A 23,298-nucleotide genomic window follows, 5' to 3' on the forward strand; every position below is an offset into this window, starting at 1 on the left:
TCAGCACAGAAACCTCGGTGAAAGGTGCTCCAATAGGAAGATAAGGGATGACTGGCAAAAAAAAACACCGCTCAGTAAAGCGGTGCTTTTTTTCATGATATGCGCATCGAGACAGCAGAACTATTGAATCCAGACTGTCTGGATATTGACGAATTCCTTGATTCCGTAATGGGACAACTCACGGCCGAAACCGGAAATACCAACACCGCCAAATGGCAGTCGCGGATCACTTTTGGTCATACTATTGACAAATACCGCACCGGAACGTATCTCTCCGGCAATTTTTTCACCTTTGATAATATCCCTTGTCCACACCGATCCGCCAAGGCCAAACTCGGTATCGTTAGCCACAAACAGTGCCTCTTCGGCATCCTTGACGCGGATAACAATCGCCACCGGACCAAAAAATTCCTCATTATAGGCGGGCATCCCTTTGCTGACCTGCGTCAAAATTGTGGGTGGATAAAAAGCAGCTTCACCGGGCATACCACCAAGGATCACTTTTGCACCTTTGGCCACGGAACCCTCCACCTGACGATGCAATTCACGCATCAGATCTTCGCGGGCTTGAGGGCCAACTTGGGTGGTTTCATCACACGGATCCCCCATCTTCAATGCCGCCATATTGGCTTTGAATTTTTCGAGAAATGTCTCATAGATACCATCTTCAACAATAAAGCGCTTAGCGGCGATACAGCTTTGTCCCGAATTAATGCAGCGGGCCGTGACCGCGACAGATGCAGCCAGATCGAGGTCAGCGTCATTCAGGACAATAAACGGATCACTACCGCCAAGTTCCATGACCGATTTCTTCAACATGGCACCCGACTTTTCAGCCACTTTGCGTCCGGCGATATCGCTTCCGGTCAACGTCGTCGCAACCACATAAGGATGCTCAATCACCTGAGCAACTTTGCCTGAGCCAATCATCAGGGTCCGAAATACATCTGCAGGGTATCCAGCTTCGACAAACACTTGCTCAATGGCCAAAGCACAGCGCGGGACGTTAGATGCGTGTTTGAGCACACCGACGTTTCCAGCCATCAGTGCCGGTGCTGCAAATCGAAACACCTGCCAAAAAGGGAAATTCCACGGCATGACAGCCAGAACAATCCCCTGAGGGCGAAACGCGACATAAGAGCGACTGGCATCACTTGCGATGGGTTCCGGCGCCAGCATTTGCTCAGCATTTTCGGCGTAATAGTTACAAACCAGCGCACACTTCTCAATCTCTGCACGCCCTTCCACCACCGGCTTACCCATCTCAAGAGCCATCATCGTAGCAAATTCATCCTTGCGCTGACGCAGGATGACAGCCGCCTTGAGCAGCAAAGACTTGCGCTCGGCAAACGAGGTGGTCCGCCAATTCTGGTATGCGCCATGAACCGCTTCGATCGTTGTCGCAACCTGCTCGTCCGACCATTCGTCAAAGGTCTCTAACACTTCACCTGTTGCGGGGTTTAATGATTCCAATGCCATGTATTGCCCTCCCTTTTTATTGATATCCACGACCGATATAGGTCGTGCTTGTTCTGCCAAGGAACCGTTGCATTTCGCTCCCTCGCCAAAAACAACGTCGTATAACGTGCTCAGATCCTGAGCAGCGAATTATCATAACCTCACCCCTCGCTCAGAGCAATAAAATAACATCCTTAACTTATTGGTTTTAAAGGAATCTGGTGGAATTCTAAGCCAGATTGACTTGCGCAACATTCACTTTTCTGCAATAGTCACAGATATTTGTCGGATTCAACGTTTACGGTCACCGCAAATCTCGTCACCGCTTTCTTGGACGAAGATGCTTGAATTTGTTGTGGTGAAAAACACTGCATCGGCCCCCTATGATTCTCGACCCTGACAACAAATATATCCAAAAAATTCATTCTCATGCCCCTTTAACTGGAGCGACGGTTCTCGATGTCGGCTGCGGCGACGGCAAGATCAGCCGCAATATCGCTGAGTACGCTTCCAGAGTTGTCGCAACAGACTCAAACGCCACCGTTTTGGAGCAGGCGAAACAAAAGAATCACGCAAGAAACATTGAATTTTTATACACGCCCGATGGCATCCCAGATCTGGCGGCCCATTCCTTTGATCTAGTCCTTTACACCTTATCGCTGCATCACATCCCAAAAGACAAAATGGTCGCAAACCTTTCCCATTCAGGACACCTACTCAAGGATAACGGCAAGATTATCATTATTGAACCCAGTGATACAGGTTCATTCATGGCAATAAAAAAACGCTTTGGTGCCGGCAGCGGCGATGAGAGTCAGGAACGACTGCAAGCGGTTGACGCAATGAAAAATCTTGCGGGTTGGACCCTAAGCCTGGACTATCACTTTGATGTCGTCTTTCAGTTTACCGATGAAAACGATTTTTTCGCCCATAAACTACCAAACTATCAAACTCTACCGACAGCAGAACTTGCTGAACTGAAACAATTCCTCAAAAGGAGCTCCACAGATCAGGGAATTATTTTAACGACGGGACGACGCCTGAATATACTCACACGGTCAGAACCCTTAAAAAAGGGTAAATAAGGTGCTTTTTTGGAGCATTCTCATTCTTCCAGCTTGACAACCAGTTAAGAAAACTATAATTTTTACAGATTAGTTTTTATTGTTTTATTGTAAATTTCGGGTGTGGAGTTCTGCGAAAATGAAACGCTTATTATCGTCTCTCACAATTAAAATTCTGCTTTCTTCAGGACTGCTCCTGTTGCTAAGTTCCTGCGCTCCAGCACCGGGCCTTGCACCGTCTGGGGCACTAAAATCACAGTTAAATGAAATCAAACAGCAACAACAAACACAGGCAGATCAACTGCAACAGTTACAAAAAGAGCTCACCCAATTACAAGAACAACTGCTGACTCAAAATATTCTTACTGCAACCAAGCAACCCGGTCTATACATACCAGATCAACTTAAACAGCCAACCGTTTCCAACATGCCCCCGGCAGAGACACCCCTTTCTCCGGCCGAAAATCAAGAAATCGTAGCCGTTGCTGCGTCAGCATCATCCTATCTTGCCGCTTTTTCAAATTTGGCTGCCGGTCATTGGTCCGCAGCTGAAGCAGGTTTTCAAGATTTTCTACGCAACTTTCCAAACCACCAGTATTCACCGAATGCTCGTTATTGGCTGGCAAATGCCCAATTTTCTCAAGGAAAAATGAATCGGGCCATCACGAACCTTCAGTTGATTATTGCAGATCCAACCGCACAAGCTAAAACCCCTGCGGCACTCGTGCAACTAGCACAGATCTACCGCCAGGAGGGACAACCGATACAGGCTGACAATATCCTTGAACAGTTGCGCAACCGCTACCCAGAAAGCCCGGAAGCACAACAACTTTACCGGAGTAACGAGCCGCTTAATTAACGGTTCACACTCTGTCTGAGAGGGAACAGATGACACGAACACTCTTTCGCTGGTTATCGCTGCTGATTTTATTGCTCATCGTATCAGGAGCAAGTCTGGCTATTGCTGCTGAAAATCAAATTTATACCATTAAAAAGGGGGACACTCTCTGGGATCTGTCCAAGAAATTTATTGATGATCCCTACTATTGGCCAAACATCTGGGCAAAAAATCCTGAGATTACAAATCCACATTTGATTTTCCCCGGACAGAAAGTACAAATTCTCGATGGCCGGCTTAAAATCATCCCCGCATACCCTGAGGCAGGTGAACCAGCAGCCACGGCGACTGAAATGCAACCAATGGCTCAACCAACACCAATGCCACAGAGGGAGACCGAAGAGCTCGTCAAAATCAAAGCGACCGGAAGTGGTGACGGCTTCATCCTCACTAACGAAACTCCGCTTGGTGTCTTGGTTGACTCTGTCGACAATCGGATTCTCCTAACCAAAAATGACACCGTTTTTCTGAAAATGAAAAATCCAGCAGATGTCACTGTCGGCGACACTTATGGGTTGTTTGAGCGCGGTAATAGCATTAAGAATCCACACACCAATCAATTCATCGGCACCATGATGAGTAACCTTGGGTTTCTGCAAGTGACTGAAATCAATGGTGACACGGTCATTGCTAAAATTGCCACAGTATTCCGCGAGATTCAACGCGGGGCCGAACTTTTTGAGTATATTCCACTAAGCAAAGAGATCACCCTGCAACGCGGGACGACCGATAAGGAAGGTTATGTCGTTGCTGCGCGTGATGAAAAAGGGACCTTTTCAACCAATGACATTATCTTCGTTAATCTTGGCAGTGACGATGGTCTTGTCAATGGCAATCTTTTTTATATTTCCCGTCCGCGTAAAGCTTCCGATGAGATGATTAAACACGCGGGTAGAATGCAACTTCCTGATGCGGTTCTGGGTGCCGCCATTACCATTGAAACCAAGGCCAAAACCGCATCCGCAATCATTATCAAAAGCGTCGATGCTGCCTTTATTGGAGATAAGGTTTCAGTTGTAACCGACTAATTTTCCACACAGGACACGGGTTAGTTTATAAAAAGGGATTGGACTTGTCTTCAATCCTTTTTTATTTGTACTATTAAAAAAAAGGGGGGGGATAAAATGAACGATGAGCAAGTTGCTCTGTTAAGGTTACACCTGACACCCGGGATTGGGCGGAGCGCCCTGTTTAAACTGCATCAATACTTCGGTGATTTTCTCACCCCGCTGCAAGCACCACCGCAATATTGGCAGGAAGCTGGGCTGAGTGCCAAGTTTTGCAATAAAATTCCTACAGTTACCGATCCGAAATTTGCAACCATCCGTCATAAACTGGAGTCACTAAAGGTTCGTCTGCTTAGTTTTTGGGATTCTGATTATCCGCCTCTCCTCCGTGAAATTCACGATCCACCGGCCCTTCTTTATCTTCGGGGAACATTACCTGACAATGAATGCTTCGCAATCGTAGGCTCAAGACGGGCGACACCTGGCGGCTTGACCTTGAGCAGAGAACTGGCGACAGCCTTGGCTCATCACAATATCTGCATTGTCAGTGGCCTAGCCCGTGGTGTTGATAGTGCCGCACACAAAGGGGCTCTCGATGCAAATGGTTCCACGATAGCAGTCCTGGGATGCGGTATTGACCGGGTCTATCCCCCGGAAAACAGTCATCTATTTCACCGGATTGAACAAGCGAATGCCATCATTACGGAATACCCCCCCGAAACCCCTCCACTGCCGGGTCATTTTCCTGGTCGCAATCGCATCATCAGCGGTCTGAGTCGAGGGGTTTTGATAATTGAAGCGGCGGCTAAAAGTGGGTCGTTGATTACCGGTGATTTTGCCTTGGAACAAGGGCGAGAGCTCTTTGCCGTGCCAGGATCATTGCAACATCGCAACAGCAAAGGGACCAATCAACTCTTGAAAGAGGGAGCTCAACTTGTTACTGAAGCGGCGGACATCCTTCAGGCACTGTGGCCTGACTTGCCGTCACAAAAACAACAAAGGGTCTATGAAGATTTTTCCCTGCAACTTGAAGAAGTGGCACGTAACGTTTATCAAAAATTGGGCCATGAACCCAAACACAGCGACGAGATAGCACGTGAATGCGGCTTGACTCCCATGGAGCTTTCCGCTATTTTACTCGACCTAGAGCTGCGGGGCGGGATCAAAACACTTCCGGGAAATAACTATATCCGTGAGCAAATATAAACCTAAACCACCGTGGGAGAGGTTCCTTGCGTGAGCGAGTTTTGGCGATTGTCAATCTGATCGCCCAATATGTTCTGGGAGCGGAAGATAGCCCGATAAGTGAGCAGGAATTGATGGCAGATCTGATCGCTGTCGGCTTTGAAGCTGATGAGATTAATGATGCTTTCTCCTGGATGGAAACAATTGCACTGCAACCTCAAACAGATTCAACCGCAAACACTCCATTGATGAATCAACCCACCTATCGGGTTTTTGACAGCCACGAACAACAGAAACTCACGACTGAAGCCAGGGGGTTCTTAATCAAAGTACGCACCATGGGACTCCTCACCGATGAAGCTCAGGAAGAGATCATTGATCGGGCGTTACGTTCAGGAGACGATCCTGTCAGCGAGCAGGAGATCAAGCTGATTACGATCCTCAACCTCCTCTCAGCTTCAAGCAGTCTCTGGTTACGAGAAATCGATTGCCTCCTTGAAAATGACTGGGGTCGCATCTATCAATAAGACATACGGGTTGCGCTGTTTGTATGCACAGCCTTTTTACAGAGACCCGTCCTGGACTAATGGGACAGAGGCTCATAGAGGTAACAGATGGCACAATCACTGGTTATTGTCGAGTCACCGGCAAAAGCAAAAACCATCGAAAAGTTTCTTGGCAAAGGCTATAAAGTTCTAGCATCTTATGGGCACGTTCGTGCACTCCCCAGCAAGCAGGGTTCAGTTGATACGGCCAACAATTTTAAACCGAATTACCAAATCCTTGCTGACAGTGAAAAACATATCAGCCTGTTAAAAAAAGAGGTTGCCAAAAGTGACGCATTAATCCTCGCAACTGACCTTGACCGCGAAGGAGAAGCCATTGCCTGGCATTTGCTGGAAGCACTGGGTATTGATGAACAAGCAAAAAAACCAGCAGTAAAACGGGTAACTTTCAACGAAATTACTCAAACCGCTATTGATGAGGCCATGGCTCATCCGCGATCAATTGCTCGGGACATGGTCGATGCCCAACAAGCACGTTCAGTGCTTGATTATTTGGTCGGCTTCAACCTGTCACCATTTCTCTGGAAAAAAATTCGTTATGGCCTATCGGCAGGACGGGTACAATCGGTTGCATTACGCCTGGTGTGTGAACGTGAAGATGAGATTGACGCCTTTAAACCGCGTGAGTACTGGAGCATTGAAGCACTCTTAGCGACTCTCAACAAAAACCAGTTCACCGCTAAACTGAACACTTGTGATGGTAAGAATTTAACTAAATTTGCCATTAGCAATCAGCAACAGGCAGATGATATTCTCGCTGAGCTGGAAAATGTCCAATATCAAGTCACCTCACTCGAAAAGAAAGCCCGCAAACGTAATCCAGCTCCCCCCTTTACGACCAGTACTCTGCAGCAGGAAGCCAGCCGTAAACTTGGCTTCTCAGCACGTAAAACCATGAGTGTCGCGCAGAAATTGTATGAAGGTATTCAGGTCGAAGACGGAACCCATGGCTTGATCACCTACATGCGTACCGATTCTGTCGCCCTATCGACCATGGCTACAAGTGAGGCAAGAGAAGTGATTTGTCAGCTCTACGATGAAAGCTATGCGCTCGATAAACCACGGATATTCAAAAATAAAAGCAAGAATGCTCAGGAGGCTCATGAGGCCGTACGCCCAACTTCAGTTGCCAGAACCCCGGCTCAGCTTAAAAACTACTTAAGTTCGGACCAACAACGTCTTTATGAATTAATCTGGAAACGGACTGTAGCATCACAAATGGCCCAGGCTATTTTTGATGCCACCCGAGTTGACATCTCCGCAGGTGAAAGGTACACGTTTAGAGCCACCGGACAAACCATCCGCTTCCCTGGTTTTATGGCCCTCTATATCGAGGGGACAGATAACGGTGATGATGAAAACCAAGAGGGTTTGTTACCACCACTCGACAAGGGTGATAAACTCAACAATGAACAAGTGATCCCGGAACAACATTTCACTCAGCCTCCACCCCGCTTTACCGAAGCCAGCCTAGTTAAGACTCTGGAAGAGTACGGCATTGGCCGGCCATCCACCTACGCCAGCATTATGAATACTCTGGTCACCCGAAAATATGTACGCCTGGAAAAACGGACATTTTTCCCGGAAGACACAGGGAGAGTCGTCACAAAACTTTTGACCGAGCATTTCAGTCAATATGTAGATTATGATTTTACCGCCGGGTTGGAAGAGGAGTTGGATGCTATTTCACGTGGTGAACTCGCCTGGATTCCACTGATTAAAAAGTTCTGGGACCCCTTTATCGCGCTGCTCCACCGTAAAGATCAGGAAGTCAGCAAAGAAGATGTTACAACCGAAAAGACCGATAAGATCTGCCCTGAATGTGGCAAAGAGTTAGTGATCAAACTTGGCCGTGCAGGACGATTTCTTGCCTGTTCAGGGTTTCCCGACTGTCGGCATACAGAACCGCTGAACAGTGATGGAAAGGAAGTTGAGGAGCCGGTCGTATCGGACGAGAAGTGCGACAAATGTGGCTCACCGATGCTCATCAAGACGGGACGTTACGGAAAATTTCTCGCTTGCAGCGGCTACCCGAAGTGCAAAAACATCCAACCTCTGGAAAAGCCCAAATCCCTTGGCATCACCTGTCCGGAATGTGGTGAAGGGGAGATGATGGAGAAAAAAAGTCGTTATGGCAAGATATTCTATTCCTGTAACCGTTATCCAAAATGTAAATATGCCCTTTGGAATCCACCCAAAGAGGAGCCTTGTCCTAAATGTAACTGGCCGTTAACAGAGATTAAAACCACCAAACGCTGGGGGACAGTTCAACGTTGTCCACAAGAAAATTGCGACTGGGAAAAGGTTCTGATTCCCCCCGTAAAGAAAGCACCGGCTCCCAAAAAGCCAGCAGCAAAGAAAAAGGCCGCGGTTAAAAAAACCGCTAAAAAAACAACATAAACGGTTAAGAACAGCGTATAATCATTACCGGTCGAGCCATAGAAGGTTCGGCCGGTTTGCGTTTAAGAGGAATAACGATGGATATTACTATTATCGGAGCAGGGCTGGCAGGATGTGAAGCTGCTTGGCAGGCGACCCAAGAAGGCTTCCAGGTCAAACTCTACGAGATGAAACCTTTACAGTATTCTCCCGCCCACAAAAGTGAAGACCTCGCAGAACTGGTCTGTTCGAACAGTCTCCGGGGCGCTGGGATGAATAACGCTGTCGGCTGCCTCAAAGAAGAGCTTCGCCGCAGCGGTTCTCTGTTCATTGAAGCAGCAGATGCCACGGCAGTTCCTGCTGGGGGAGCGCTCGCGGTCGATCGCGCTGAATTCTCCGCCTATATCAGCGCCAAAATTGCTGCCAACCCGAATATTCAACTTATCCGCGAAGAGGTGACATCTCTTCCTGAGACCGGGGTCACGATCCTCGCCAGCGGGCCGCTGACCTCACCAACACTCTCTTCAGAGCTGGAAAAGTTAACCGGCAGTGAGCATCTCTATTTTTATGACGCTATTGCCCCGGTGGTCGAAGCTGATTCCATCGACTTCAATATTGCTTGGCGGGCTTCCCGCTACGACAAAGGTGGAGACGATTATATCAACTGCCCGTTAAATGAAGAGCAGTATTTCAACTTTGTCCAGGAACTTGTAGATGCGGACAAGGTCGCCGGACGCGAGTTTGAAAAGCTGATCCACTTTGAAGGTTGCATGCCGATCGAAGAGATGGCGAGTCGCGGAGCACAAACGCTCTCATTCGGCCCCATGAAACCTGTCGGTTTGCCCGACCCTAAAAGCGGAAAGATTCCCTATGCCGTCCTGCAATTACGACAGGACAATCGCCATGCGACACTGTTTAATCTGGTTGGATTTCAAACCCGTTTGACCTATCCTGAGCAAAAAAGGATATTCCGCTCCATTCCTGGCCTGGAGCAGGTACGCTTTGCTCGACTTGGAAGTATGCACCGGAATACCTTCATCAATGCTCCAGCCTGTCTGACAGATTCCCTGCAATTTCGCGCAGCACCACATATCTATGCAGCAGGTCAATTAAGCGGCGTTGAAGGCTATGTTGAATCTGCCGCTTGTGGATTTTTAGCGGGACTTTTTGCCGCATATCATCTGCGTGGAGAGAGATTACCTTCACCCCCTGCAGAAACAGCCTTTGGCGCGCTTTTAGGCCATCTTTCTGCCGCCGACTCAAGCGAATTCCAGCCGATGAATATTAATTACGGCCTCTTCCCTCCCCTGGAAGGTCGCAAGATGAAACGCGCTGACCGCCGCTTGGCTATGGCTGAACGAGCTCTTGCTGCATTGCCACAGTGGTGGGAAAATGTCGCTTCCAGACGGGAGGAGCGCTGATGGAAGAACAGCTGGTTCTGGCATCGGCCTCACCACGTAGACGGGAATTACTGCAACAGATCGGCCTCAAGTTTCAGGTGATTCCGAGTCGGGCTGAGGAGCATATCCTCCCAGGAGAAACGCCCGAAGAGCATGTTGTCCGTCTAAGTCTCGATAAGGCAAATGAGGTGGCTAATCGTAAGAACATATCGGGCCGCTGGTTTATCGGCAGTGACACGATTGTCCTTTGTGATACCCAGATTCTTGGTAAACCTGAGGATGAAACCCAGGCGGCTACAATATTAAAACAGCTCTCAGGACGGGAACATCAAGTGCTCTCCGGCTACGCAGTCATCGACCGCCAAACAGGCAAACAACGTAGCGAAGCGGTCAGTACCAGAGTCTGGTTCCGCCATTTGACAGACCAGGAAATCAACGCTTACATTGCCACAGGTGAACCGGCCGACAAAGCGGGAGCTTACGCCATCCAAGGATTGGGAATCTGCTTTGTTTCCAAGATTGAAGGGAGCTATACTAATGTCGTTGGGCTGCCTCTCTGCAGGCTGACTTTGGCGATGAAAGAGCTGGGAATATCGCTATTGATATAACACTTTTGGAGTCATACTGATGAATAATATTGCCAATAATATTCAAAAAATTCACACCCGCATTAATAATGCCTGTCTAAATTCTGGCCGTAACCCCGATGACGTTAAGCTGGTTGCTGTTTCCAAGATAAAACCGGCAGAAATGGTCACTGACGCATTCGAGTCTGGACAAAAAATATTTGGTGAGAGCTACGTTCAAGAGTTTCGTGACAAGCAGCCTCTGGTCACCGCTCCAGTTGAATGGCATTTTATTGGCAGCTTACAAAGTAACAAAGTTAAGTATTTGCGGGGCAAAGTCACCACCATCCACTCCGTTGATCGCCTCTCTCTGGCCGAGGAGATTGACCGTCAATGGGGGAAAACAGAGACAACTGTGGATGTTTTTTTACAGGTTAATATCGGTGATGAGTCAAGCAAAGCTGGATGTTCTCCAGAAGCACTGGAGAATCTGGTGCGCTCAGTAGCCCCCCTTCAAAATCTTAGAATCAAAGGGCTGATGTGTCTCCCACCCCACTGTGATAACCCGGAGCAAGTGCGCCCATTTTTCAAACAGCTGAAACAACTCGCTGAACAGATTAATCGCCTGCAGATACCTGATGTCAATATGGATGAACTTTCCATGGGGATGAGTGGCGATTTTGAAGTCGCCGTGGAAGAAGGGGCAACATTCGTCAGGGTGGGCACAGCAATCTTTGGTGCTCGGGAAAAAAAGGCTTAAAATGAAGACAATCAACTACCTTCTCTTTGACCTCGATGGTACCCTGGTCGATTCAGTTCCCGATCTCGCCCTTTCCCTCAATCTCCTTCGTGGAGAATTGGACCGCCCCCCATTAACTGAAAATCAGGTTGCCCAGATGGTCGGCGATGGTGCCAGTGTCTTGGTCAAACGAGCGATTGGAGAAGAGTTCTACCAACCAGCCCACCTTGACAGGTTTATGCAACTCTACGACCAGCACCTCCTTGATAACACCATCTGTTACCCAGGAATTCAGGATCTGTTAAATCATCATCCCGCAAATAAAATGGGGATCGTCACGAACAAGCCTTATCAATTATCGATGAAATTGTTAGAGGGATTGAAGTTGACCCGCCATTTCAAAGTCATTATCGGCGGCGACAGTTTTGCGCACAAGAAGCCACATTCGTTGCCAGTGCTCAAAGCTCTGGAGGCACTGTCAGCAGACCCGCAACAAACGGTTATGATCGGCGATCATCATACCGACATTCGTGCCGGCCGGGATGCCGGAACGGCCACGTGCTTTTGTGCCTACGGCATGGGAAATACCGATGGTTTGACGACTGATTTTTATGCGGCACAAGCCACCGACCTGTTGCCACTTTTTCCTGGATCTCATCTTGACTGAAAAGGGTTTGACAACCAGAGAGATCGCTTTTTTCTTTTTCCCACTGGTCCTTAATGTCCAGCTTATGAGCGTCTCCCATACCATTATCAACGGTGCTCTTGCCCGCCTCGATGATTACGTAACCGCTTTAGCAGGCATGTCGGTTGCGCTGGTGGTCCACCTGTTTGTGGGTTCCCCCTCGTACCAGAACCACACCATCACCATGACCATGGTTCGGGGACGAAAATCAATGATCAGCGTGTTGATTTTTATCGGTCTGATTGCGACCTATGTCGCGGTCTTCCTTTCATTGATTGCCTTTACTCCTTTGGGCGATCTGGTCTTGATTCAGCTTCTTGGCACCCCTCCACTGATTGCCGCAGAAGCAAAAAAAGCCCTTTATATTTTGGCCTTTCTCCCTTATTTCACAGGTATCCGTGGCTTTTGCCAGGGGTTAATTATCCGAGCACGGAAGACCACTCTGATCTCTTTCGCCACCGGTGTCAGGGTCGCAGGCCTATTCGCTTTTCTTTCCATTGGAGGCAGATTTTTTTCTGGTGCACAACTGGGGGCCGTTGCTCTTGTGAGTTGCGTTGTGACAGAAACGTTGGTTATCTCATGGCTTGCATGGAAAACTCATCTTCCATTTCAGCAGGGACAGACAGAAAAAACCACCGCTGAAGTGTTACGTTACTCATTCCCCCTGGCTTACTCTTCGTGTCTGCAACAAACCATTCCATTGATTATCAGTGCAATTATTGGACGCCTTCAGGATGGTGCCCTGGCCCTTGCTGCTTTCGGGGTGATCCGAGGCTTCCTGTTCCTTCTGGCGGGGCCAATGCGCAACCTGCAACAGGCATATTTAACCTTGGTAAAGACGATGGATGACAACCGCGCCTTGATCTGGTTCAGTCTCACTTTTGCTGCCGTTTTGGGGCTTTTGGTCCTATTAACTGCCGGCCCCTTGAATCAAGTTATCTTAGGACGACTCCTTGGCGTTGAGACTGACTTGCGGAATTACTTGCGGTGGTCTCTCGCGGCCTGTGCTATTTTCCCACTGTTTTACGGTTTAACCAACCTTCTGCGAGGTTGGTTCGCAGGAGCAGACCAAACCAAACAACTGGGTAATTCAACGCTATTGAAAAGTTCCCTATTGCTCCTCCTCTGGTGGCCGCTTGTCACCTGGAAACCGCCGATCTCCGGCATCGCCATAGGGATTGCCTTACTGTTACTATCAGAGTTGGTGGAATCAGGTTATCTCTACTTCCAACGCCGACACCAACCCGCAAGCATCCGTCATGCGGCTCCACTTTAAGCATAAGGGTGCTTTTCAGCATCCTTTGACTCTAGAATAAAACCATCCAGTGGTGCCCCTATCATTGAAGGCTAAAATAGCGCTTTTCTTTGGCTGAAAAATCGGGACGGGGCGCCAAAATTGGCTTTTACGATGACAAACGTTGTCGAATTATGGTTAAATGCCGCCTTTAAAATTTAAAAACAGGTGCCACGATAAGGAGTTCAATATGTACAGCTGTTCTGATCTAAAAAAAGGGCTTAAACTGCTGATTGATGGAGAACCACATGTCATCGTCCAGTATGACTTCACTAAGCCGGGAAAAGGTCAATCCCTATATAAATGCAAACTCCGCAACATGATCACGGGGGCATTATTCGATCGAACCTACCGTAGCGGAGAAACCTTTGAGCCTGCCAGCCTGGAAGAGCGCGACATGCAATATCTCTATCAGGATGACAGCGGGCATGTTTTTATGGATAAAAAAAACTACGAACAAGTGTTTCTTACAGAAGACACTCTCGGCGATGATAAATATTTCCTGATTGACAATATGGATGTAGAAATCCTGATGTATGGTGAACGGGCAATCGGCATCAGCCTACCAAACTTTGTCAACCTGCGGGTCACCCAATCCGATCCTTGGGTTAAGGGGGACACTGCAGCCGGCAATAACAAGCCAGCAACAGTTGAAACAGGTTACACCTTACAAGTCCCCTCTTTTGTCGAAGAAGGCACTCTGATTCAAATCGATACCCGCACAGGGAACTACGTCACTCGCGTCAAAGAATGATGATAGAGCCTAACTGGCAAATTGCTCGCAAACGACACACCCTGGAAAATCGGGCCCGGATCATTCAACAGATTCGGGCCTTCTTTATTCGCCATGATTTTCTCGAGGTTGAGACCCCGCACCGTATCCCTGCGAACGCTCCAGAGTTGAATATTGACGCAGTCCCTGCCGCCGACTGGTTTCTACAAACGTCTCCTGAACTCTGCATGAAACGTCTTTTAGCTGCCGGATTTGAGCGGCTCTTTCAGATCTGTCATTGTTGGCGTGCTGGGGAAAGGAGCAACACCCATTTACCCGAATACAGCATGCTGGAGTGGTACCGGAGCCACTGCGACTATCGACAATTGATGGCTGACTGTGAAGCGCTGCTAACCGAACTGAAACCAGATCACAGAATTTTTCGCCAGGGGCAAACGATTGATCTGACTCCCCCCTGGCCACGTCTGACCGTGGCTGATGCTTTTTTACAATTCAGCTCCATGCCATTGGCAACAGCTCTGGCAACAGATGAATTCGATTCGGTCATGGCCTTTGAAATAGAGCCAAATCTCCCCAAAGACCGCCCTCTCTTTCTCTTTGAATATCCCGTCGAACACGCGTCGTTAGCAAGAAAAAAAATATCGTCACCGGCCGTTGCCGAGCGGTTTGAATTGTACATTGGGGGATTAGAACTTGCCAACGCCTTTTCTGAGCTCACTGACCCTGTAGAACAGCAGCAACGCTTCACCATGGAAGAGATGCAACGCCGCAAACTCGGAAAAACCCCCTACCCAACCCCAGAACCTTTCATCAAGGAACTAGCGACCCTGCCACCTTCAGCAGGGATTGCGCTTGGTATTGACCGTTTGATAATGCTCCTCTGTGATAAAAACAATATTGACGACGTCGTCAGTTTCTCCCCTGAACAACTCTAAAGTCACTCCGCAAGCTCGCCACATCGACTGATAATGATTCATAGAAATGATATTTTTTGATTATTTTTTTTGTAAACCTTCCAACATAAAAATTATTACAGCCTTTCGTAAATACTTGTTCTCTCAACTCTCTTCAGTGAATTTTAAAGATAACGATAATCAATAGAACCGATTATCAGCCAAAAAACTCCTATTGACTTCATTTTAAAACAACGTATTATAACCATGCCGTTGGCAACCAAGATAGCTCATTTATTATCAGTTAAACATAAATTATATCGTGTAATTTCAATCATATAATGGGTAATTATAAAATATTTTATAGCAAAACCTATTTCTATTTTAAATTTGTGAGGCCGATTTGCCTTGCGCTATCAAAAGGAGGTTACCTATGGGACATGGTCCTGCCGTCAAGCTCGGCAAAGATGAAGCTTCAGGCTACAAGACCAAACTCGGAGTTAAAATGTTTGTTGTCTATACTCTGGTTTACGGCGCTTTTGTGTTATTGAACGCAATGAATCCCAAAGTGATGGAAGCAAGCATTTTTGGGCAGACCGCAGCCGTAATATGGGGCTTTGGATTAATTATCCTCGCCCTGATAATGGCGCTCGTCTACAACCGTCTCTGCACCAAAGCAGAACAACAATTAAACAGCTAGGAGGCTGCTGATATGATTTATACACAATCCCCCCTGGCTATCGGCCTATTCATCTTTTTCGTCCTTTTTGTTTTAGGGTTATCCTTCTACCTCTCTCGGCGCGCCAGCTCTGCAGAAGGATATTATGCCGCTGGTGGCAACATCCATTGGGCAACCAACGGTATTGCTTTTGCTGGAGACTACCTCTCAGCAGCTTCATTTTTAGGGATCTGCGGCATGATCGCGACGGCAGGTTATGATGGTTGGATGTATTCCATCGGCTACCTTGCTGGCTGGATTGTCGCCCTATTCCTGGTTGCTGAACCGATGAAACGACTCGGAAAATACACCTTCACCGATGCCCTCGATTCAAAGTTCAATTCAAAGTCAATCCAGCTCATGGCAGCGATCTCAACGTTGCTGGTTTCGGTCTTCTATCTCATCCCGCAAATGGTTGGGGCAGGCGTTTTGGTTCAACCACTCCTCGGTTTACCACACTGGGTCGGCGTATGTATCGTCGGCGTTGTTGTAACTCTGATTGTCGCAACAGCCGGGATGGCATCTACGACCTATGTCCAATTTTTTAAAGGCGGCATGTTGTTAATTATGTCAACGGTGCTTGTCGGTTTAGTCCTGTTCCGTGGCCTTTCAACAACCCCAGCGGACAATAATGGAACCTCTTACCACGACTTTAAAATTCTGCACGCAGATAGTTCCATGGTGATTAAAGAAGCTGGTTATAGTGTCATTGCGGGGACAAATTCTGAATTTGGCAAACAGGGATTTGTCAAACTCACCAAAGATGGTCTCGAATCAATATGGAAAATAGCTGAATCCGGCACCGGTTACACGTTGGAAGAAACGCTTTTCGTGACAAAAATGGCTGACGGAACGAAACTTTTTAATGGCGCCACGGCTGAAGAGGGTAAATTTTTTCCTATCGGACACATTAAAGAGCTGCAGATAAATGGGGAAGAAGTCGCAGCAACAGGAGCGGTTGGCCCATTGGCCTTCCTGTCTGCAATTAAAGATTCAACCATCGTCCTCTGGGGGAAAAAATATATCAAAGTTGGCGATGAGACCACAACAGTCTACTACCAGAAACCAACACCCGGAGCGCGAATTCTGCGTCCTGGGCTTAAGTTTAAGGTCGACAACGCTACCGGAGTACAAAGGTTCAACTTTATCTCCCTGATGCTGGCATTATTTTGTGGCACAGCAGCACTCCCTCACATCCTGATTCGCTACTATACCGTTCCAAGTCAGGCGGCCGCCCGTAAGTCAACAATTGTCGCTATCGCTGCCATTGGTTTCTTTTATGTCTTAACCCTTTTCATGGGAATGGGGGCCATGACAAGTGGCGTTATCAATATCACCGATAACAACATGTCGGCTCCGTTGCTTGCTCTCTCTTTCGGATTTGTCATGTTCTCGGTCATCTCTTCACTCGCCTTTGCAACAGTCCTTGGTACGGTTTCTGGGCTGATTGTCGCCGCCTCAGGTGCTATTGCACATGACCTGATGGACAACTTTCTTGGCATGAAAATGTCTGATCATGGTAAGGTCCGCGCGGGTAAGATTTCCGCTGTCATCATTGGCTGTATCGCAATCTACTTAGGGATTGTTTTCGAAGGGATGAACGTTTCATTTTTAGTTGGTTGGGCTTTCGCTGTCGCTGCTTCAGCAAACTTGCCGGCAATCTTAATGCTCCTCTTCTGGAAGAGAACCACAGCCAAAGGCATAGCCGCTTCAATCTTTATTGGCCTCACCAGTTCCCTTGGCCTTATTTTGGTCTCTCCAGACATGTGGGTTCGCTATGGCAACCTCCCTTCTGAAGCGCCTGTACAGTTCAACAGTCCGGCTCTGATATCCATTCCTCTCTCATTTTTAGCTCTGGTCATTGTCTCGATGATGACTCAAAAAGATGTGATTATCGGCCACGGGACTGAGGTAGCCTAAAGGCTAGTTAGATTATATTTAAATGGCTTTCACAACTGAGCCGCTTCCGAGCGGCTCAGTTCGATAAAAGATCAAAAAGCACAGGATAAATCCATGAAACGATTTCGCGCCACCATCATTGCAATCTGCCTGATCCTCGCTTGGCTTGGCTTTGCCGACCTCAACTTGTTATTACGGAACCCCAACCCGACGGATATATCCATTACAGATCTGGAGTCGACTGGTGCTCCCCGTGAATGGCTCACAGTCCATGACGGTTATCAGGATCTCACCCAGGCGATCAACATGTCGGGAACAATGGAGGTTGGCTCCTATCTGGTGCCATTAAAACAGTCACAGGATGACCAACACATCAATATCTGGTTTGAAACCCGGGATCCGCAAATCGTCGATATCCTGAATACATATTATTTTTTACTGGAGACCAAAGCACAACAACAGCATTTTTTCCAGGAGAACCAGCAATTTTTTTCCGCCCAAAGGGAGATCACCGGAATGACTGTCGCGAATTTGGTGGCCGATTCGAACCGGAAAAAGCTAAGTCAACTGCTTCAACACATGGACATTCCGCAGTCTGAAAACACCATTTTTATCAGTGAAGGGAAAAAACCTGCTATCTGGCGGGGAATATTCTTCATGACAATAGCCATTATTGGATTAATAAAAGTCTATTTGAGTAGCAAAACCACGTCTTGATATTTTGCTAATAAAAAGGCCGAAGAGTAATCTCCGGCCTAGAATGTTGTATTTTAAATTGTTGACGATGAAGTCAATATGCTATCCGACCCTTGTATGTTTATGACGAGCCCGATTGGCTAAAATGACTGCATCAATGACCTCACCACAGGTGCTACACTTCCAAGCATCGAACTCCCGGACAAAATCATAATACTTTTCCGTATACATTCTTCCCTTACACTTTGGACATTTCATCTGATACCCCCAGAGCAAAGAATTTGAAGAAAACTACCTTAATTTATCGTCTCGATTAAAATGAGATACATAAGTTATGCCAGATGTTAAAAAAACAACTGCCATCCCGAATTAATCGACTATTTTATATTAATTTTCAGGAGGTTACAGACGTTAATACACTACAGAAAAAAGAGAGTTCGTACCGGCAGGAAAAATTGAGAAGTCATGGTCGCCACTATATTGACGATAAGATTCATTAAGATGAAATAAATACTCTTCCTGTAGAGGGAAGAACATCATTAAGGCCCAGATAATGGGATTGTTCTTGGATTGTCAATAAGGTGGCGGGTATCTGCATATCGTCATATATATGACGATATGCAGATTAAATCTCAATATCTACGTTTTCAATGATTATCTTTATAAAGCTTATAGATCAAAGCATCGGCAAGGGCTTGATAAGAGGCGTCTATAACATTTGTGCTCACCCCCACTGTTCCCCAACGCTGGTCATGATCTCCAGATTCAACCAGCACCCTGATAACAGAATCGGTCCCTTGATTTGCGGGGAGGACCCGTACTTTATAATCAAGCAATTTCACATCTGCGATCTGCGGATAGAAATTAACTAAGGCTTTACGCATAGCAAAATCAAGAGCATTAACCGGACCATTACCATCGGCAGCAGTATGTTCAACTTTACCACCAACCTTCACCCGGATGGTTGCCTCCGAAACCGGAGCCTTATCGCTCTCACGCAGAGTATCTATGACCCGAAAAGCGGTCACGGAAAAATATTGTTTGAGTTTCCCCATCGATTTAAGCATCAACAATTCAAAGGATGCTTCTGCGCCCTCAAACTGGAACCCTTGATTCTCCATATCTTTAATATCTTCAAGAATTTCCAAGGTGACGGGGTCCTTACTGTCGAGTTCGATGCCACACTCTTCCGCCTTAGCAAGAATATTTGCTCGTCCAGACAGATCAGAAATCAAAATCCGGGTCCGATTACCGACAGCCTCTGGACGAATATGCTCATAGGTTTCAGGGTGGCGTTCAATTGCCGAGACATGAACCCCACCTTTATGTGCAAAAGCAGAGTTGCCGACATAGGGCTGATGTTTATTCGGGGTGAGGTTGGCCAATTCGTAAATATAGCGTGAAGCGCTGCGCAAGGTTGCGAGTCTCCCCGCTCCCAGACACTCTTTCCCCATTTTCAAGTTTAATGCTGGAATGATTGAACAAAGGTCGGCATTGCCACATCGTTCCCCAAAACCATTCAGAGTTCCCTGGACATGCGTCGCCCCAAGATGAACCGCCATAAGTGAATTTGCAATCGCACAACCATTGTCATTGTGGGCATGAATCCCGAGGGGAGTTGAAATGGCTTTTTGGACCGCGGCCATAATAACCGGAAATTCATGCGGTAAGGTGCCACCATTTGTGTCACAAAGGACAATACAGTCAACATCAGCGGCAGCTGCAGCTTGTAAACTCTGCAAAGCATATTCTGGATTAGATTTATAACCATCGAAGAAATGCTCTGCGTCATAGATAACCTCACCCACCCGCTCCTTCAGATAAACGAGAGAATCATTTATCAACTCCAGATTTTCCTCTAAGGAGATCCGCAAGGCCTCACGCACATGAAAGTCCCATGTTTTCCCAAAAATGGTGACAGTATCCGGCGCGGCCTCAATCAACATCTGAATATTGTTGTCTTCCGCAGGGGTTATTCGGGCGCGTCTCGTAGAGCCAAAAGCGGCAATCTTACTCGTGGTCAGGGTTTCTTTCTTGATAGCCTGAAAAAAAGTAATGTCTTTAGGATTAGATCCTGGCCATCCCCCTTCAATATAGTCAATCCCCAACTCATCAAGCCGCTTGGCAATCCGTACCTTATCTTCAACCTGAAAGGAAATATCTTCAGCCTGAGTCCCATCCCTTAATGTGGTGTCGTACAATAAAATATTACCCATTATTCTATACCTTCTTCTCCATATATTTCAGTGGTCACCTAATCACATTAGCGCCGAGATCCTGCAAAGCACTTTTCAACTCAGAGTTGTTGTCACCTCGCAGGAGAAAGGATATCTCCCGTTGAGTTGCCGATAGCCGTGTCAACTGCACCCACAATCCAGGAATTTCGGCATCATTGAGCTTTTCAGGCCACTCGACAAGAGCAACGCCGGTCCCGTAAGCATATTCATCAAAACCAAGCTCGATTAATTCATCAGGGTCAGATAAACGATACAGGTCAAAGTGATACAGATCGAGTCGCGCCTGATAGTGATTCATTAAAGTGAAGGTCGGGCTGGTGATGGGGATTTCTGGATCAACCCCCAAGCCGCGGGCGACACCACGGGCAAAGACCGATTTCCCTGTCCCCAAATCCCCTTGCAACAAGATGAGAGTTGGTTTTTGAAGGCGTCGGCCTAGAGTTTCCCCTAGCTTCAGTGTCTGTGATTCCCCATCACTAACAACTGACAACGAGCGCAAATCAGTCCTCCATCGCCCGGATCAGATCAAGGCGAGCGACCAAGCCAATCATTTTACCATTCTCAACAACGGGCAATAAGTGCACCTTGTGTTCACTCATCAAAGTCGCCAACTCACGAACAGTCGCATCAGGAGAACAGATTATCGGTTCTTTACTATATAATTCACCAACCGTGGTCGCAGTCACGCGATCCACTTCTTCTTGAAAACTTTTTTCACTGCTAAATGAAAAGACCCAGTCAAACAAAGTCATGACGGTCGGAATATGGAGAGGTTTATGCTGCTCTATCAAGTCCGTCTCGCTGATGACACCGACAAGATTTCCATCGTTATCAAGAACCGGAAGATTGCTAAAACGCGTTTCGAAAAATTTTGTCGCCAACTCTTTCAAGCTAGTATCTAAACGAACTGAGACGATTTCAGTTGTCATTATATCCCGTGCTGTTAACATGATCAGACTCCTTTCACCAGTTCTTGCCGAGCAACCGGTAGTTGACAAAGCAAATCAGAAGCTATCATCCCCGCGGTCCCCTGAGATGCAGCAACCAACTCTGCGGCACGGCCATGGAGCCAAGCCCCTAGACTGGCCGCCGAAAAACCATCCAGCCCCTGGGCTAACAAGCCACCAATCAACCCCGTCAGGACATCACCGTTGCCACCACTGCTAAGACCATCATTGCCTGTGGAATTAATGTTGACGCGACCGTCCGGGGCGGCAATAACTGTACGCGCCCCTTTGAGCAATAAAACAATCCCATGCTTGACAGCAAATTCCTGGGCGACCACTAATCGATTTGCTTCAATTTCAGAGACTGACAAACCGGTTAATCGGGACATCTCTCCCGGATGCGGAGTCAGAATCAGGGTCTGCTCACGGTGTTCTCCCAGCGGTTCCAGTTGCCCCGCCAACAAATTAATTCCATCAGCATCGATAATCATAGGGACCGGCGCCGACTTCACCAACGACTTGATGAGATCCGACAGCCCAGAACTCTGTCCCAATCCCGGACCAATAGCCAAACTCTGACGCTGCGTCAAAAGCTGTTCAATTTGCACCTCTGCCTGCAAAGAGATCAAACCGTCGACCGACGGCAGAGGACAGCTCATAGCTTCGGTCAGCTTGACTTCAATAATATCATGAATTGCATCCGGCACAGCAACAGTGACCAATCCACAACCACTACGTTCAGCCGCACTTCCAGCGAGAACCGCTGCACCGGTTTTCCCCGGAGAACCAGCCACGATCAACAGGTGCCCAAAAGTCCCTTTATGACCAGAGGAGGAACGATCGGGGAGGAGCGCCTGAGCTTCTACTTTCTCAAGCAGATGGACGTTGGTCGAGAAATCTTCCCGACCCGCTTGCGGGATGCCAATATCGACAACCTGCAGTTCTCCGACCTGGCCGGCACCAGGATAACTGGCAAGACCAATCTTGGCATGATCGAAAGTGACCGTCAGGGCTGCCTGCACCGCTAAACCACAGATTTTCCCCGTTGAACTGTCGACTCCGGAGGGAATGTCAACAGCAAAAACCACTGCTGCAGACTCATTGATGTGGGTTATAGCTGCGGCCTGGATGCCAACGACATCAGAATTCAAACCGGTCCCAAAGATTGCGTCGATAATAAGAGCCGGTTCTGAAGTAAAAGAGTTCTGCAATCCGGGAATAGTTTCGACAAAGTCCACCGGGAGCCCAAGCCTGCGGATGATGTTCAACATCACCTTGGCATCACCGGAGATCGACGCTTCCTGTCCCAGAACCAGAGTCCTGACCTGCCAACCACGCTCGGCAAGAATCCGGGCCATGACATAGCCATCGCCACCATTATTACCTTTACCAGCAACGACCATCACAGGACCGGGAAAATAGCGGCTGAAGGCCTGTTCAAACTGATCGCAACAGGAACGTCCGGCATTCTCCATCAAAACCACCCCGGGAACCCCTAATCCCCTGATTGCCTGTCGGTCCAGAGCCATTATTTCTTGAGCATTACAAAGTCGCATCATCCCTCCAAAATCACTGTGGCAACAGCATAGTCACCATCATGAGAGTAACTCAAATGAACCTTACTGGCTCCTCGCTGTGCCATTAATTCCGCGGCCCGATCAAAGAGTTCTAGTGAGGGACATCCCAGAGGATCAAGGACAACACAAATCTGTCGCCAAGCGAGTCCATCCCGCAAGCCGGTCCCCAACGCTTTTAAAAAAGCCTCCTTGGCTGCAAACCGGGCCGCCAAGTGGGGAACAGGATCACGTTTTTGTAACGCATAGCGACGCTCTTCATCACTGAAGATCCGCTCAAGAACTTTATTGCCTGGATCGAGAAACTTTCGGAATCTCTCGCTGCGGGCCAGATCTGTTCCGATTCCAACAATCGCCAAG

The 23,298-nt window shown here is 47.7% G+C and carries 22 protein-coding genes; 16 read left to right on the top strand and 6 right to left on the bottom strand.

The features are described from left to right. Nucleotides 1-120: 120 nt before the first annotated feature. Nucleotides 121-1,479, bottom strand: coding sequence for an NAD-dependent succinate-semialdehyde dehydrogenase (locus BLU87_RS03510; protein WP_092344789.1), 1,359 nt, complete (start codon nucleotides 1,477-1,479; stop codon nucleotides 121-123). 362 nt (nucleotides 1,480-1,841) lie between these two features. Here BLU87_RS03510 and BLU87_RS03515 point away from each other — a divergent pair, with 362 nt between their 5' ends. From BLU87_RS03515 to BLU87_RS03590, 16 genes are all read left to right on the top strand, one after another. Further along, nucleotides 1,842-2,543 carry a class I SAM-dependent methyltransferase gene (locus BLU87_RS03515; protein WP_092344791.1) on the top strand — a complete coding sequence of 234 codons (702 nt, stop codon included), beginning with the start codon at nucleotides 1,842-1,844 and terminating at the stop codon, nucleotides 2,541-2,543. A 118-nt stretch (nucleotides 2,544-2,661) separates the two neighbouring features. Continuing rightward, nucleotides 2,662-3,381, top strand: a complete 720-nt coding sequence (gene ybgF / locus BLU87_RS03520; protein ID WP_092344793.1) for a tol-pal system protein YbgF — start codon at nucleotides 2,662-2,664, stop codon at nucleotides 3,379-3,381. 29 nt (nucleotides 3,382-3,410) lie between these two features. Next, nucleotides 3,411-4,448 (top strand): LysM peptidoglycan-binding domain-containing protein, encoded by a 1,038-nt coding sequence (locus BLU87_RS03525; RefSeq protein WP_092344795.1) that lies wholly within the window; start codon nucleotides 3,411-3,413, stop codon nucleotides 4,446-4,448. A 96-nt stretch (nucleotides 4,449-4,544) separates the two neighbouring features. After that, on the top strand, nucleotides 4,545-5,633 hold the full coding sequence (gene dprA / locus BLU87_RS03530; protein ID WP_092344797.1) for a DNA-processing protein DprA: 1,089 nt from the start codon (nucleotides 4,545-4,547) through the stop codon (nucleotides 5,631-5,633). Between the two features lie 26 nt (nucleotides 5,634-5,659). Next, nucleotides 5,660-6,139: a DUF494 family protein gene (locus tag BLU87_RS03535; protein ID WP_175498254.1), complete on the top strand. Its 480-nt coding sequence runs from the start codon at nucleotides 5,660-5,662 to the stop codon at nucleotides 6,137-6,139. A gap of 87 nt (nucleotides 6,140-6,226) precedes the next feature. Beyond that, the gene (gene topA, locus BLU87_RS03540; protein ID WP_092344801.1) at nucleotides 6,227-8,578 is read left to right on the top strand and encodes a type I DNA topoisomerase; all 2,352 of its coding nucleotides are present in this window, start codon (nucleotides 6,227-6,229) and stop codon (nucleotides 8,576-8,578) included. Nucleotides 8,579-8,649: 71 nt separating this feature from the next. Further along, nucleotides 8,650-9,978: a methylenetetrahydrofolate--tRNA-(uracil(54)-C(5))-methyltransferase (FADH(2)-oxidizing) TrmFO gene (gene trmFO / locus BLU87_RS03545; RefSeq protein WP_175498274.1), complete on the top strand. Its 1,329-nt coding sequence runs from the start codon at nucleotides 8,650-8,652 to the stop codon at nucleotides 9,976-9,978. Then, nucleotides 9,978-10,565, top strand: coding sequence for a Maf family protein (locus tag BLU87_RS03550; RefSeq protein WP_092344805.1), 588 nt, complete (start codon nucleotides 9,978-9,980; stop codon nucleotides 10,563-10,565). The genes trmFO and BLU87_RS03550 overlap by 1 nt, the downstream gene beginning before the upstream one ends. 19 nt (nucleotides 10,566-10,584) lie before the next feature. Continuing rightward, on the top strand, nucleotides 10,585-11,283 hold the full coding sequence (locus tag BLU87_RS03555) for a YggS family pyridoxal phosphate-dependent enzyme (RefSeq protein WP_092344807.1): 699 nt from the start codon (nucleotides 10,585-10,587) through the stop codon (nucleotides 11,281-11,283). A gap of 1 nt (nucleotide 11,284) precedes the next feature. Next, the gene (locus BLU87_RS03560; protein ID WP_092344809.1) at nucleotides 11,285-11,929 is read left to right on the top strand and encodes an HAD-IA family hydrolase; all 645 of its coding nucleotides are present in this window, start codon (nucleotides 11,285-11,287) and stop codon (nucleotides 11,927-11,929) included. After that, nucleotides 11,922-13,223 (top strand): hypothetical protein, encoded by a 1,302-nt coding sequence (locus tag BLU87_RS03565; protein ID WP_092344811.1) that lies wholly within the window; start codon nucleotides 11,922-11,924, stop codon nucleotides 13,221-13,223. The genes BLU87_RS03560 and BLU87_RS03565 overlap by 8 nt, the downstream gene beginning before the upstream one ends. A 208-nt stretch (nucleotides 13,224-13,431) precedes the next feature. Beyond that, complete coding sequence (gene efp, locus BLU87_RS03570; RefSeq protein WP_092344812.1) at nucleotides 13,432-13,995, top strand: elongation factor P; 564 nt, start codon at nucleotides 13,432-13,434, stop codon at nucleotides 13,993-13,995. Then, on the top strand, nucleotides 13,992-14,909 hold the full coding sequence (epmA, locus tag BLU87_RS03575) for an EF-P lysine aminoacylase EpmA (protein ID WP_281242490.1): 918 nt from the start codon (nucleotides 13,992-13,994) through the stop codon (nucleotides 14,907-14,909). The genes efp and epmA overlap by 4 nt, the downstream gene beginning before the upstream one ends. A gap of 391 nt (nucleotides 14,910-15,300) precedes the next feature. Next, nucleotides 15,301-15,567 carry a DUF485 domain-containing protein gene (locus tag BLU87_RS03580; protein ID WP_092344814.1) on the top strand — a complete coding sequence of 89 codons (267 nt, stop codon included), beginning with the start codon at nucleotides 15,301-15,303 and terminating at the stop codon, nucleotides 15,565-15,567. 12 nt (nucleotides 15,568-15,579) lie between these two features. Next, the gene (locus tag BLU87_RS03585; protein ID WP_092344816.1) at nucleotides 15,580-17,505 is read left to right on the top strand and encodes a sodium/solute symporter; all 1,926 of its coding nucleotides are present in this window, start codon (nucleotides 15,580-15,582) and stop codon (nucleotides 17,503-17,505) included. Nucleotides 17,506-17,598: 93 nt separating this feature from the next. Beyond that, nucleotides 17,599-18,201, top strand: a complete 603-nt coding sequence (locus tag BLU87_RS03590; protein ID WP_092344818.1) for a hypothetical protein — start codon at nucleotides 17,599-17,601, stop codon at nucleotides 18,199-18,201. Nucleotides 18,202-18,827: 626 nt separating this feature from the next. On the opposite strand, the gene cimA is transcribed toward BLU87_RS03590, so the two are convergent. Genes cimA through acpS form a run of 5 tightly spaced genes read right to left on the bottom strand, consistent with a single transcriptional unit; the run spans nucleotide 18,828 to nucleotide 23,297 of the window. After that, the gene (gene cimA / locus BLU87_RS03600; RefSeq protein ID WP_092344822.1) at nucleotides 18,828-20,396 is read right to left on the bottom strand and encodes a citramalate synthase; all 1,569 of its coding nucleotides are present in this window, start codon (nucleotides 20,394-20,396) and stop codon (nucleotides 18,828-18,830) included. A 34-nt stretch (nucleotides 20,397-20,430) separates the two neighbouring features. Further along, a complete protein-coding gene (tsaE, locus tag BLU87_RS03605) occupies nucleotides 20,431-20,916 on the bottom strand; it encodes a tRNA (adenosine(37)-N6)-threonylcarbamoyltransferase complex ATPase subunit type 1 TsaE (protein WP_245706361.1) in 486 nt (161 codons plus the stop codon). 1 nt (nucleotide 20,917) lies between these two features. Continuing rightward, a complete protein-coding gene (locus BLU87_RS03610) occupies nucleotides 20,918-21,367 on the bottom strand; it encodes a CBS domain-containing protein (RefSeq protein ID WP_092344824.1) in 450 nt (149 codons plus the stop codon). Nucleotides 21,368-21,369: 2 nt separating this feature from the next. Continuing rightward, nucleotides 21,370-22,923, bottom strand: a complete 1,554-nt coding sequence (locus BLU87_RS03615) for an NAD(P)H-hydrate dehydratase (RefSeq protein WP_092344826.1) — start codon at nucleotides 22,921-22,923, stop codon at nucleotides 21,370-21,372. Beyond that, complete coding sequence (gene acpS, locus BLU87_RS03620) at nucleotides 22,920-23,297, bottom strand: holo-ACP synthase (RefSeq protein WP_092344828.1); 378 nt, start codon at nucleotides 23,295-23,297, stop codon at nucleotides 22,920-22,922. The genes BLU87_RS03615 and acpS overlap by 4 nt, the downstream gene beginning before the upstream one ends. Nucleotide 23,298: the final 1 nt, after the last annotated feature.

The organism is Desulfuromusa kysingii (assembly GCF_900107645.1).
GTDB lineage: Bacteria > Desulfobacterota > Desulfuromonadia > Desulfuromonadales > Geopsychrobacteraceae > Desulfuromusa > Desulfuromusa kysingii.